At 69.4% G+C, this 13,039-nt stretch carries 9 protein-coding genes; 5 read left to right on the top strand and 4 right to left on the bottom strand.

Annotated elements, in window-relative coordinates:
- On the bottom strand, positions 1 to 1,005 hold the full coding sequence (locus ACZ60M_RS00575; RefSeq protein WP_465413228.1) for an AAA family ATPase: 1,005 nt from the start codon (positions 1,003 to 1,005) through the stop codon (positions 1 to 3).
- Positions 1,006 to 1,297: 292 nt separating this feature from the next.
- Here ACZ60M_RS00575 and leuS point away from each other — a divergent pair, with 292 nt between their 5' ends.
- A complete protein-coding gene (leuS, locus tag ACZ60M_RS00580) occupies positions 1,298 to 4,114 on the top strand; it encodes a leucine--tRNA ligase (protein WP_465413230.1) in 2,817 nt (938 codons plus the stop codon).
- 93 nt (positions 4,115 to 4,207) lie between these two features.
- On the opposite strand, the gene ACZ60M_RS00585 is transcribed toward leuS, so the two are convergent.
- Positions 4,208 to 4,681, bottom strand: coding sequence for a hypothetical protein (locus ACZ60M_RS00585; protein WP_465413232.1), 474 nt, complete (start codon positions 4,679 to 4,681; stop codon positions 4,208 to 4,210).
- A gap of 207 nt (positions 4,682 to 4,888) precedes the next feature.
- On the opposite strand from ACZ60M_RS00585, the gene ACZ60M_RS00590 reads away from it, so the two are divergent.
- On the top strand, positions 4,889 to 6,307 hold the full coding sequence (locus tag ACZ60M_RS00590) for an endo-1,4-beta-xylanase (RefSeq protein WP_465413234.1): 1,419 nt from the start codon (positions 4,889 to 4,891) through the stop codon (positions 6,305 to 6,307).
- A 63-nt stretch (positions 6,308 to 6,370) separates the two neighbouring features.
- On the opposite strand, the gene ACZ60M_RS00595 is transcribed toward ACZ60M_RS00590, so the two are convergent.
- Complete coding sequence (locus tag ACZ60M_RS00595) at positions 6,371 to 6,841, bottom strand: Dps family protein (RefSeq protein WP_465413236.1); 471 nt, start codon at positions 6,839 to 6,841, stop codon at positions 6,371 to 6,373.
- A gap of 298 nt (positions 6,842 to 7,139) precedes the next feature.
- Between ACZ60M_RS00595 and ACZ60M_RS00600 the strand changes: the two genes are divergently transcribed.
- From ACZ60M_RS00600 to xylA, 3 genes are read left to right on the top strand one after another with little or no spacing between them, the layout of a single operon-like run.
- Positions 7,140 to 9,437, top strand: a complete 2,298-nt coding sequence (locus ACZ60M_RS00600; protein WP_465413238.1) for a TIM-barrel domain-containing protein — start codon at positions 7,140 to 7,142, stop codon at positions 9,435 to 9,437.
- Positions 9,438 to 10,832: a xylulokinase gene (gene xylB, locus ACZ60M_RS00605; protein WP_465413240.1), complete on the top strand. Its 1,395-nt coding sequence runs from the start codon at positions 9,438 to 9,440 to the stop codon at positions 10,830 to 10,832. It abuts the gene before it with no gap.
- Between the two features lie 14 nt (positions 10,833 to 10,846).
- Positions 10,847 to 12,019, top strand: coding sequence for a xylose isomerase (xylA, locus tag ACZ60M_RS00610; protein WP_465413242.1), 1,173 nt, complete (start codon positions 10,847 to 10,849; stop codon positions 12,017 to 12,019).
- 185 nt (positions 12,020 to 12,204) lie between these two features.
- On the opposite strand, the gene ACZ60M_RS00615 is transcribed toward xylA, so the two are convergent.
- Complete coding sequence (locus tag ACZ60M_RS00615; RefSeq protein WP_465413244.1) at positions 12,205 to 12,990, bottom strand: hypothetical protein; 786 nt, start codon at positions 12,988 to 12,990, stop codon at positions 12,205 to 12,207.
- Positions 12,991 to 13,039: the final 49 nt, after the last annotated feature.

A 13,039-nucleotide genomic window follows, 5' to 3' on the forward strand; every position in this document is an offset into this window, starting at 1 on the left:
CTAATACCTCCCCGGGTGGGACACCACCGGGACGTGCCGGAGGATGTCCGACACGATCGCCTTCGTGTCGCCGCCGCCCATCGTCGTCTCCGTCGTGGGGATCAACCGGTGCGCAAGGACCGGCACTGCCAGCTGCTGCACGTCGTCAGGCAACGCGAAATCGCGGCCGTCCATCGCCGCGAGCACCTGCGTGCACCGCAGCAGCTGCAGCGTCGCCCGCGGGCTCGCTCCCAACCGGACCTGCGCGTTCGTGCGCGTCGCGGCGACCAGGTCGACCACGTACCGCTTCAGCTCGGGCGCCATGTGCACCGCGCGCGCCGCCGCGATCATCCGCACGATCATCTCCGCGTCCGCGACCGGCCGCAGCGCGTCGAGCGGGTTGTACTCCTCGCGGCGGTCCAGGAGCGCCAGCTCCGCGTTCACGTCCGGGTACCCGATCGCCAGGCGCGCCGCGAACCGGTCGCGCTGCGCCTCAGGAAGCGGGTACGTCCCCTCCATCTCCACCGGGTTCTGGGTGGCGATGACCATGAACGGGCTGCGCAGCTTGTACGTGTTCCCGTCGACCGTGACCTGCCGCTCCTCCATGCACTCCAGGAGCGCGGCCTGCGTCTTGGGGCTGGCGCGGTTGATCTCGTCGCCCAGGATCAGGTTCCCGAAGATCGCGCCCGGCTTGAACACGAAGTCGCGCTTCTCGGGATCGAAGATGCTCACGCCCGTCACGTCCGAAGGCAGGAGGTCCGGCGTGAACTGGATGCGCCGCACCGAGCAGTCGACCGAGCGGGCCAGCGCCTTCGCCAGCTGGGTCTTGCCGACCCCCGGCACGTCCTCCAGCAGCAGGTGGCCTTCCGCGAGCATCACCGCGAGCGCGAGCTTGATCGTGTGGGACTTGCCCTCGATCACCCACTCGACGTTCGTCAGGATGCCCTCGGCCGTCGCCTTGAACTCCTGCGGGGAGAGCGGCGCGGGGGCCTGCGGCGGCTGGCCTGGGGACGACTCGAAGGTCAATGGTCCTCCCGGGGGGAAAGTCTGCGGAAATGCGCGACCTGACACGCCGTCCCGCGTTACGGTCGCCTGTCCGCCATCCTACTCGGACGCGCCCAGACCCTATGTCACGCGCCACCGCAGCGCCACTCCGCTACACTGGTCGCATGTCCCGGGCTTCCGTGCTCCTTAGATAGCCGTGTCGGAGAGAACCGACACGGCCACCCCTGCATGCCAGGGGTTTTTTGCTGTCTAGGGTTCATACCCGGAAACCGCAGCCCGAACCCGAAGCCATCACCGGACCACAGGACGAGCCATGACCGAACCCGCACACCGCTACGACGCCAAGCTGGCCAACGCGATCGAACCGCGCTGGCAGGAGCGCTGGGAGGCCGAGCAGACCTTCCGCGCCCCCAACCCGTCCGGGGCCCTGGCCGAGCCGGACCACCCGCGCGCCGGGGCGCCCAAGAAGTTCGTCATGGACATGTTCCCGTACCCGTCCGGCGCGGGCCTGCACGTGGGCCACCCGCTGGGGTACATCGCCACGGACGCGTACTCGCGCTACCTGCGCATGGCCGGGTTCAACGTCCTGCACCCGCTGGGCTTCGACGCGTTCGGCCTGCCCACCGAGCAGTACGCGATCGCCACGGGCCGCCAGCCCGCCGAGATCACCGCCGAGAACATCGACCGGTACCGGCGCCAGCTGCGCCTGGTCGGCATGGGCTACGACAACCGCCGCGAGTTCGCCACCACCGACCCCGAGTACTTCAAGTGGACCCAGTGGATCTTCCTGCAGATCTTCAACTCCTGGTACGACACCGACGCCGACAAGGCGCGCCCGATCAGCGAACTGATCAACGCCTTCGAGTCCGGTGAGCGCCCGACCGCCGACGGCCGCCCGTGGTCCGAGCTGAGCAGCGTCGAGCGCCGCCGCGTCATCGACGGCCACCGCCTGGCCTACGTCACCGAAGCGCCCGTGAACTGGTGCCCCGGCCTGGGCACCGTGCTGTCCAACGAAGAGGTCACCTCCGAGGGCCGCTCCGAGCGCGGCAACTTCCCGGTCTACACGCGCACCCTGAAGCAGTGGATGATGCGCATCACCGCCTACGCCGACCGCCTGCTGTCGGACCTGGACGGCCTGGACTGGACCGAGTCCCTGAAGTCGATGCAGCGCAACTGGATCGGCAAGTCCACCGGCGCGTTCGTCGACTTCGCGACCTACGCCGGGGACATCCGCGTCTTCACCACCCGCCCCGACACCCTGTTCGGCGCCACCTACATGGTCCTGGCCCCCGAGCACCCGCTGGTCGAGTCCCTGACCGCCGAGTCCTGGCCCGCCGGCGTCCCCGCCGCCTGGACCGGCGGCCACGACACCCCCGCCGGGGCCGTCGCCGCCTACCGCGCCCAGGCCGCCGCCAAGACCGACGTGGAGCGCCAGGCCGACGCCAAGACCAAGACCGGCGTCTTCACCGGCGGCTACGCCACCAACCCCGTCAACGGCGACACGGTCCCGGTCTTCATCGCCGACTACGTCCTGGCCGGATACGGCACCGGCGCGATCATGGCCGTCCCCGCCCACGACGAACGCGACTTCGACTTCGCCACCGCCTTCGGCATCCCGATCGTCCAGGTCCTCACCGAAGGCGCCGAATGGGACCGCCAGGCCGTGCTGACCAGCAGCACCGGCACCTGCGTCAACTCCGGCTTCCTCGACGGCCTGGCCGTCGCCGACGCCAAGGCCCGCATGATCGACTGGCTGAACGAGCACGGCCGCGGCGAAGGCGCCACGACGTTCCGCCTGCGCGACTGGCTGTTCAGCCGCCAGCGCTACTGGGGCGAGCCCTTCCCGATCGTCTACGACGAGACCGGCCTGCCCGTGGCCCTGAGCGACGAGCACCTGCCCGTCGCCCTGCCGCAGATGGACGACTTCTCGCCCAAGACCTTCGACGCCGAAGACGCCGACTCCGCCCCCGAGCCGCCCCTGGGCCGCGCCAAGGACTGGGTCGAGGTCGAACTGGACCTGGGCGACGGACCCAAGACCTACACCCGCGAACTCAACACCATGCCCAACTGGGCCGGGTCCTCCTGGTACGAGCTGCGCTACACCGACCCCAAGGCCGCCGCGACCCTGGCCGACCCCGCCAACGAGTCCTACTGGATGGGCCCGCAGGACGCCGAGGACGTCGGCGGCGTCGACCTGTACATCGGCGGCGTCGAGCACGCCGTCCTGCACCTGCTGTACGCCCGCTTCTGGCAGAAGGTCCTGTTCGACCTGGGCCACGTCTCCAGCCGCGAGCCCTTCCGCCGCCTGTTCAACCAGGGCTACATCCAGGCCTACGCCTACACCGACGACCGCGGCGTCTACGTCCCGGCCGAAGAGGTCGAGGAAGAGTCCGAAGGCGTCTACACCTACAAGGGCGCCAAGGTCAACCGCGAGTACGGCAAGATGGGCAAGTCCCTCAAGAACGTCGTCACCCCCGACGAGGTCTGCGAGTCCTACGGCGCCGACACCTTCCGCGTCTACGAGATGTCGATGGGCCCCCTGGCCGACTCCAAGCCCTGGGAGACCCGCGCCATCGTCGGCTCCCAGCGGTTCCTGCAGCGCCTGTGGCGCAACATCGTCGACGAGGAGACCGGCGAGGTCACGGTCGCCGACACCGCGCCGACGCCTGAGACCCTGCGCGAACTGCACAAGGCCATCGCCGGGGTCCGCGACGACTACGAGAACCTGCGGATGAACACCGCCGTCGCCAAGCTGATCACGCTGAACAACCACCTGACCGGCCTGAACCCGGTCCCGCGCGAGGCCGCCGAGGCCCTGGTCGCCATGGCCGCGCCGATCGCCCCGCACATCGCCGAGGAGCTGTGGGAGCGCCTGGGCCACAAGGGCGGCATCGCCTACGTGGACTTCCCGGTCGCCGACGAGCGCCACCTGGTCGAGGACACCGTCACCTACCCGGTGCAGATCAACGGCAAGGTGCGCGGGCGCATCGAGGTCGCCGCCGGAGCCGACGAGGAGGCCGTGAAGGCCGCCGCGCTGGCCGAGGAGAAGGTGGCCGCGAACCTGGCGGGCAAGGACGTCAAGAAGGTCATCGTGGTGGCGGGCAAGATGGTCTCGATCGTCGCCAAGTAAGCCGAGAGTGAGGGGCGGGTCCCGGAAGAACAGCCTGTAAGCGCGGCGAAGCCGCGCTTACAAATCGGCTGCTCTGGGCGGACCCGCCCTTCGTCATTCCTCCGGCCAGCTCGCCCCGCCGCCCCGGTACGTGTAAGCCGCGGCTTTCTCGTTGTGCAGCAGGAAGAGCAGCACCAGGCACAGGGTGAGGGCGCCGTAGGCCGAGAGTGCGTCGACGCCGTCGAACCCCAGGCTCGTCCGCACGGGCGCGATGCTGAAGCCGACCGCGGCGGGCAGGTTGTAGAAGCAGCAGAGGACGCACAGCGCGATCTCCAGGACCCTCGCCCAGTTCTGGCGGGCGGCGATGCCCACGGCGAGGACCGTGCTGGCGAGCGCGGCGATCGCGGTGCCGATGAGGATGCCCAGCACCAGTTGCGGGCCGGGCTCGGGGAGCGCTCCGCGGAGGTTCAAGAGGAGGGAGGCCTGGACGGCCAGTGACAGGATGCTGCCGCAGATGAGCGCGAGCGCGGCGAGGACCTGCCAGGGGATCGGGCGGTGGTATGCGGGTTTCGCTTGCAGGGGTGTCATATTCACAGGATACTTCTTTATCGTCATCATGACGAGATTATTCTCGTCGGTTCGACGAAAATTCATCCGGCGAGCGTCGGTATTGACCAGCATCTATGTTCCGGCTAGGCTGTGCTCACCTCGCTGGGAGCGCTCCGCTCCCGCTGGGGCCCATCCTTCGAACAGCCTCGTACCCTCACGGCGCGGCACCACCCTGAGGAGCATTCCGTGCTGAAATCCCGTCAACGCCGCCGCGCTGTGATCGCGGGGGTCGTCACCGTCGCGACCGCGGCGCTCGGCATCGGGCTCTCGACCCAGTTCGCGAGCGCCCAGACCACCCTCCGCGGCGCGGCCGACGCCCTCGGCAAGGACATCGGCGTGGCCGTGTCCTACTCCCAGCTCATGAACAACGAGTCCTACCGCAACACCGTGGCCTCGGAATTCAACTCGCTCACCGCCGAGAACGCGATGAAGTGGGACGCCACCGAGCCCTCCGACGGCAACTACACGTTCACGCAGGCCGACGCCATCGTGGACTTCGCCGAGGACAACAACCAGACCGTCCACGGCCACACCTTCGTGTGGCACAGCCAGACCCCTTCGTGGGTGCAGAACCTCTCCGGCACGGCCCTGCAGACCGCGATGGTCGACCACATCAACACGCTCGCCAACCGCTACGAGGGCCGCGTCGACTCCTGGGACGTCGTCAACGAGGTCGTGAGCGACTCCAACGGCGCCCTGCGCTCCTCGTTCTGGCTCAACGGACTCGGCGAGGGGTACATCACGACCGCGTTCCAGACCGCCCGTGCGGCCGACCCGAACGCGGACCTGTACATCAACGACTACTCGATCGAGGCCGACAACGCGAAGTCGGACCGGATCTACACCATCGCCCAGGGCCTGAAGGCGCAGAACGTGCTCGACGGCGTGGGCTTCCAGTCCCACCTGATCCTCGGCCAGGTGCCCTCCACGATGGAGGCGAACCTGCAGCGCTTCGTCGACCTGGGCCTGAAGGTCCGCATCACCGAGCTGGACATCCGGCTCCCGACCCCGGCCGACTCGACCGAGCTCGCGCAGCAGGCCGCCGACTACGAGCGCGTGGTCGCCATGTGCGCCGAGCTCGCCGACTGCTCCGGCGTCACGGTGTGGGGCCTGCGCGACGGCGACTCCTGGGTCCCGAGCGTCTTCCCCGGTTACGGTGCGCCGCTGCTGTTCAACGACGACCTCTCCAAGAAGCCCGCGTACACCTCGACGCTGAACGCCCTCGGCGGCGACGGCACCGGGAACCCGACCACGACCCCGGCCACCTCGAACCCCGCGACCACCACGCCCCCGCCCACCGGCTCGGGCTGCACCGCGGTGCTGGCCGTCCAGAGCCCGTGGAACACCGGCGCGACCTATTCGGCGACAGTGACGGCCAACCAGGCCCTGACCGGTTGGAACGTGACGTGGACCTGGCCGGGCTCGGAGCGGATCTCCAACGCCTGGAGCGTGACCGGGACCCTGACCGGGGCGACGGTGAACGGCGCGAACGCCGCCTACAACGGCACGCTCGCGGCCGGGCAGTCGACGACGTTCGGGTTCAACATCACCAAGAACGACGGCTCGACCGCTTCCGTCCCCACGGTGACGTGCACGCCCGCTTAGACCAGTCTCTTCGCACAGGTGAGGGCCGGGACGCCGCAAGCGTCCCGGCCCTCACCGCTGCCGCTAGGCCAGTTCGGCCTGGAACATCCAGCTCTGCTTCTCGAGTTCGGCGGTGACGCCGATGAGGAGGTCCTGGGTGACCGGGTCGGCCGACTCGGTGACCTCGATGCGCTCGCGCATGTTGGCGATGATCGCCGCGTAGGCCTCGATGAACAGCGAGACGACCTCGGTGTCGCTGATCTGGCCGTCGTGGATCTTGGGGACCGAGGAGGTGTCGGCGACGGTGGCCGCGCGCCCGTCGGCGCTGACGCCGATGGCGATGGCCCGCTCGGCGACGAGGTCGGCGGCGTTGCGGGCCGACACGACGATCTCGTCGAGCTGGAGGTGGAGCGAGCGGAAGTTCTTGCCGTAGACGTTCCAGTGCGCCTGCTTGCCGACGAGGGAGAGGTCGATGAGGTCGACGAGCGCGCCCTGCAGGGCCTTCGCGGTGGTCTCGCGGTTCTCGTCGGAAAGGCTGGAGCGGACGGTGGACATCTCGGTACCTCGCATCGGGCTGGGCTCTTGGCGGCGGCTCGGAACAGCGGTGCGCGACAGTGAGCTTCGGGCGGTCGCACCGCCCAGGGTAGCTTTCCCGCGCCCGCGGCGCGGGCGACTCGTCGCACGGGGCGTGCGGGTGCGGGAAATCCCGCTTCCGCGCGGGGCGCGGGAAAGGCCTGCGGAATCCCTGTGCCCCCGGTCGCAATTTGTTCGGATAGTCGATAAACTAATGAGCGTCGTGCCGACCCACCCCGGCCGCGCCGTCGTCCGTACCCTCAACAGGCTGGAGCCTCGAATGCCTTACCGCCCGCCGCTGGTCGCCCGCGAGTTCTTCGTCGCCGACCCTCCGGAGCTTCCCCAGCGAGCCGTCGGCGAGCAGGGTCTCTCGGCCGTCACGAGCGCCGAGGTCGTCAAGACCTTCCCGGACGCGGTCCTGCTCAAGGCCGCCACGAGCGCGGGCGAGGAGCTGTACGTCGCCATCGCGGCCGCCGGGGAGGGCGTCATCGGCACCCGCCTGACCGCCGACCCGGCCGCCCGCCCGGCCGCCGAGAAGATCATCGAGCTCGTCCGCCCCGGCTCCTACGCCGACGCGAAGGTCACGGTCGAGGGCGACACGGTCGTCGTGGACGCGGGCGCCGTGCGCGCGGTCGCCACCCTCGGCGCCTGGTCCCTGAAGTACACCGACGCCGCCGGGAAGACCCTCGTCGCCCAGAACCCCGGCGAGGAGGACATCTCCGGGCGCCTGCGCACCCTCCCGTTCGGCCGGTCCCTTGTGGACGGTAAGGCCGTGGCGTTCCATGAGTCCTTCACGGCCGCACCGGACGAGGCATTCGCCGGGTTCGGCGAGCGGTTCGCGCCGCTGAACGCGCGCGGCCAGCGCCCGCTGATGTGGAACTTCGACGCGTTCGGCTCCGAGTCGATCCGCATGTACAAGAACGCGCCCGTGTACGTCTCGGACCGCGGCTACGGCATCGTCGTCAACTCCGGTGCGCCCGTCGAGTTCGACATGGCCCAGCAGACGCACGCGGCCGTCGAGTTCATCGTGCCCGACGACGCGCTCGAGTACTTCGTGCTCGGCGGCACCCCCGCGGAGGTCCTGGACCGGTTCGACGGCCTGACCTCCCGTCCGGCGCTGCCCCCGAAGTGGGCCTTCGGCACCTGGATCTCCTCGGGCTTCTTCGTGGACTCCGAGGAGCGGGTCATGGAGCGGGCCAAGAAGATCCGCGAGCGCGGCATCCCCTGCGACGTGCTGCACCTCGACACGTTCTGGCAGCACGAGCCGCACTGGTCGGACATGCAGTGGGACCGCGAGAACTTCCCCGAGCCCGAGCGGATGCTCGCCGAGCTCGCGGAGCAGGGCTTCAAGGTCTGCCTGTGGATGAACTCGTACATCTCGGCCAAGTCCCCGGTGTTCACCGAGGGCGACGAGCGCGGGTACTTCCTGCGCAACGCCGAGGGCGAGACCTATGTGGCCGACGTCTGGCACGGCTCGCACCAGGCCAGCGGCATCGTCGACTTCACCAACCCCGACGCGGTGGCGTGGTGGAAGGACCTGCTGCGCGGGCCGCTGCAGGCCGGTGCGGCGCTGTACAAGACCGACTTCGCCGAGGGCGTGCCCGCCGACGCGGTGGCGTTCAACGGCATGACCGGCACCGAGCTGCACAACGTGTACACGCTCCTCTACAACGACGCGGTGGTCGAGGTGACCCGCGAGGTCAACGGCCACGACCTCGTCTGGGCGCGCTCGTCGTTCCTCGGCGGGCAGCGCCACTCCGCGCAGTGGTCGGGCGACGTGCAGACCACCTGGGCGGGCCTGGGCGGCACCATCCGCGGCGGCCTCTCGCACGGCCTGTCGGGCGTCCCGTTCTGGTCGCACGACACCGGCGGCTTCAACGGCACGCCCACCGACGACCTGTACATCCGCTGGGCCCAGTTCGGCGCGCTCTCGCCGCTGCTGCGCTACCACGGGACGACCACCCGCGAGCAGTGGGAGTTCTCCGAGCTGGCCGAGCGCCTCTCGGTGGAGTCGCTGCGGCTGCGGTACTCGCTGATGCCGTACATCTACTCGGCGGCGGTGCACGCCTCGCGCACGGGCGAGCCGGTGCTGCGCGCGCTCAACGTCGACGACCCGTCGGACCCGGTCTCGTGGAACGCCGACCAGGAGTACCGCTTCGGCAAGGACCTCCTCGTCGCGCCGGTGAACGACCCGTCCGGTGAGCGCAAGGTGTACCTGCCCGAGGGCCGGTGGATCGACTACTGGACCAAGGAGGTCCACGAGGGCGGGCGCTACATCGACACGAAGCACGGCCTGGAGACCTTCCCGGTGTTCGTGCGCTACGGCGCGATCGTGCCGCGCGTCGCGCCGGGCGCGACGGTGGGCGACGGCGCGTTCGAGGCGATCACCCTCGAGGTCTGGGGTGTGCCGGACCGCGGCATCACGATCAGCGACGTCGACGGCGACACGACCGTGTCTCTTGAAACAGTTTCCGAAACTGTTGTGACCCTGAGTGCGACCGGCCCGGCGGACATCGCTAAGGTGAGCGTCATGGATGTTGCGGGCAAGCCCGCGAACGTGGAGCTGGAGCGTAAGTAGATGACACTGGTGGCCGGAGTCGACTCGTCGACGCAGTCGACGAAAGTGTTGCTCGTCGAAGCCGAAACGGGCGAGATCGTCGACTCCGGTCGCGCCTCCCACCCGGACGGGACCGAGTGCCCGCCCGAAGCCTGGTGGGAGGCACTGCAGGAGGCCGGCAAAGGCCTGCTCGACCGGGCCGAGGCCGTGGCCGTCGCCGGGCAGCAGCACGGCATGGTCGCCCTCGACAAGGACGACCAGGTCGTGCGCCCGGCCTTGCTGTGGAACGACACCCGCTCGGCCCCGCAGGCCGAGCGCCTGACCGCCGAGCACGGCGGCCCCGAAGCGTGGGCCGCCGACACCGGCCTCGTCCTCGCGGCCTCCTTCACCGCCACGAAACTCGCCTGGCTCGCCGAGAACGAGCCCGAAAACGCGGCGAAAACTGTTTCAGTGATGCTCCCGCACGACTGGCTCACGATGAAGCTTCGCGGCGTCACCGCGGCCGAGGCGACCACCGACCGCTCGGACGCCTCCGGCACCGGCTACTGGTCGCCCGCCACAGGCGGCTACGTCCGCGAACGCCTCGTCCAGGCCTTCGGCCGCGACCTCGCGCTCCCGCGCGTCGCCGCCCCGAACGAGATCGTCGGCCGCACCGCCTCCGGCGCGGCAGTCGCACCCGGCACCGGCGACAACGCCGGAGCCGCGCTCGGCCTGGGCCTCGGGCCCGGCGACGTGGCCGTCTCGCTCGGCACCTCCGGCACCGTCTTCGGCGTCTCCGACGTGGCCGCCGCCGACGCCTCCGGGCTCGTGGCCGGGTTCGCCGACGCCACCGGCCGGTTCCTGCCGCTCGTGTGCACCCTCAACGCCGCCCGCGTCCTCGACACGTTCCGGTCCCTCCTCGGCGTGGACCACGCCGAGTTCGACCGGCTCGCGCTCGCCGCCGAACCCGGCGCCGGAGGCCTCACCCTCCTGCCGTACCTCGACGGCGAACGGACCCCCAAGCGCCCCAGTGCCACGGGCGTCATCAGCGGGCTCACCACGGCGTCGACCCGCGAAGACCTCGCCCGCGCCGCCGTCGAAGGCATGCTCTCGGCCCAGGCCGACGGGCTCGCCGCCATGGCCGCCCAAGGGCTCCAGGCGAAGCGCGTGCTCCTCATCGGCGGAGCCTCCGCCTCCGAGGCCGTGCGCCAGATCGCCCCGAGCGTCTTCGGCGTCGACGTCGAGGTTCCCCCGTCGGCCGAATACGTCGCCCTCGGCGCCGCCAAGCAGGCAGCATGGGCGCTGACGGGCGCCAAGACCCCGCCGCAGTGGAAGACAGGCGACACCGCGCGGCTCACCGGCTCCGCCGCCGCCGAAGTGTCTGAGCAGTACGCGACCCTCCGGGACGAGACCTCGTCCTGGGCCGCACATCACTAGGAAAAGGACAGATCATGACCGACAAATACGCACCGGTGCCCGAGGACAAGTTCTCCTTCGGTATCTGGACGGTCGGCTGGGCGGCTCAGGACGTCTTCGGCTCGGCCACCCGCGAGGCCATGAGCGCCGACCGCGCCGTGCGCAAGCTCGCCGAGATCGGCGCCTACGGCGTCAACTTCCACGACAACGACGTGTACGCCTTCGATGACTCCGAAGCCGAGAAGGACGCCAAGATCGCGGCCTTCCGCAAGGCCCTCGACGAGACCGGCCTCAAGGTCACCACCGCGACCACCAACCTCTTCAGCCACCCGATCTTCAAAGACGGCGGCTTCACCCACAACGACCGCGACGTGCGCCGCTTCGCCATCTCGAAGGTCATGCGCAACATCGACCTCGCCGCCGAGCTCGGCGCCGAGATCTACGTCGCCTGGGGCGGCCGCGAAGGCGCCGAGTCCGGCGGCTCCAAGGACATCCAGTCCGCGCTGGCCCGCATGAAGGAAGCCTTCGACACCCTCGGCGCGTACGTCACCGAGCAGGGCTACAACCTGCGGTTCGCCATCGAGCCCAAGCCGAACGAGCCCCGCGGCAACATCCTGCTGCCGACCATCGGCCACGCCCTCGCGTTCATCAACGAGCTCGAGCAGCCCGAGCTCACGGGCCTCAACCCCGAGATCGGGCACGAGGAGATGGCCGGCCTCGACTACGCCGCCGGCATCCGCCAGGCGCTGTGGCACGGCAAGCTCTACCACATCGACCTCAACGGCCAGACCGGTCCGCGCTACGACCAGGACCTCCGCTTCGGCGCGGGCAACGTGGGCGGCGCGTTCTGGACCGTCGACGCCGTCGAAGAGGGCATCGCCAAGGGCCAGTACAACGGCCCCATCCACTTCGACTTCAAGCCCCCGCGCACCGAGGACGACAACGGCGTGTGGGTCTCCGCGGCCGCGTGCATGCGCAACTACAAGATCCTGCAGGAGAAGGTCCGCGCCTTCCGCGCCGACCCCGAGGTCCAGCAGGCCCTCAAGGACGCCCGCGTCGACCAGCTCGCCATCCCCACCCTCGGCGAGGGCGAGACCTGGGCCGACCTCAAGGACGTCAAGGTCGACGTCGACGGCCTCGCCGCCAAGGGCATGGCCTTCGAGCACCTCGACCAGCTCGCCCTGGAGCACCTCTACGGCGTTCGCTAAGCACGAGTGTCGTTCAGAGGCACAGTTGAAATCGGGCCCGGAGCTTCAGCTCCGGGCCCGATCTCTACCCCACACCCATCAATTGGATACTCGCCTTGCGGCTTGTCACCCTCAGGAGGTTTCTTTCCCCTGCACAGAACATTAGGGGTCGCGGCTCAGCATTCCACGCGAGAACCATTAGAGGTTCATTGGAACCGCTGCGGGCCGTCCGGGGCCTCCAGCCACGTGTCCTTGACCAGGCTCGACAGGCGCAGCGCCACCCAGGACAGCAGGACCACGGCCACCAGGACCCCGATCAGCACCACCATCCAAGCGTTCTGATCCCACCACGCGGCCCGCGCCGCCTCTGGCGACTCGCCGATCATCTCGTACATGTCCGTCTCCTGCTTCGCCTGGAAGACCGCGTACGGCACCAGGCACGGTGAGCAGAGCGCCAGCGGCACCACCACAATCGAGGCCGGGGCCGCGAACGCCGCGGCCGTCGCCATCAGCGGGAAACGGCGCGGCTCGCGCCGGTAGGCGATCCACAGCATCAGCGCCATGAGGACCACGTACGCGCCCGTGATCCAGTCCGGAGTGAGCACGTACCGGACGAGCCCGCCCCAGTCGGTGAACGGGGCAGGACCCCCGTTGAAGTCCGGGAACCGCCCGGTCGCGTCGCTCATGACCGAGAACAGCGACGCCACCACGTACAGGATCGCCGCCAGGAACAGCTGCAGGCCGACCACTGCGGCCGTCAGCGGGAGCTTCCCCAGCAATGTCTTGGGCCGGTAGCCGCCCACGTGACGCGCGGCGGTCCTGATCGCCTTGCCGACCTTCTCGCCGGTCGCTTTGATCTGCTTGAGCTGCTCGATCCACGCGGTGATGAACCACCACGCTGCGAGCAGGAAGATGAGGAAGGCGGGCACGCCGAGGGACTTGAGCCCGTCCTTGATGAGATTGTTCGGGTCGAAGGTGTCCAGGAATTCCATGCTGTTGTGGGCCAAGCCGTTTCAGTTGAGGGGACTACTGCGCGGCACA

This window comes from Glycomyces sp. NPDC050141 (assembly GCF_055586545.1).

Bases quoted from the DNA above. Each gene is read 5' to 3' on its own strand.
- xylB (WP_465413240.1), top strand. From the start codon at position 9,438: ATGACACTGGTGGCCGGAGTCGACTCGTCGACGCAGTCGACGAAAGTG.
- ACZ60M_RS00595 (WP_465413236.1), bottom strand. From the start codon at position 6,841: ATGTCCACCGTCCGCTCCAGCCTTTCCGACGAGAACCGCGAGACCACC.
- ACZ60M_RS00600 (WP_465413238.1), top strand. From the start codon at position 7,140: ATGCCTTACCGCCCGCCGCTGGTCGCCCGCGAGTTCTTCGTCGCCGAC.
- leuS (WP_465413230.1), top strand. From the start codon at position 1,298: ATGACCGAACCCGCACACCGCTACGACGCCAAGCTGGCCAACGCGATC.
- xylA (WP_465413242.1), top strand. From the start codon at position 10,847: ATGACCGACAAATACGCACCGGTGCCCGAGGACAAGTTCTCCTTCGGT.
- ACZ60M_RS00585 (WP_465413232.1), bottom strand. From the start codon at position 4,681: ATGACACCCCTGCAAGCGAAACCCGCATACCACCGCCCGATCCCCTGG.
- ACZ60M_RS00615 (WP_465413244.1), bottom strand. From the start codon at position 12,990: ATGGAATTCCTGGACACCTTCGACCCGAACAATCTCATCAAGGACGGG.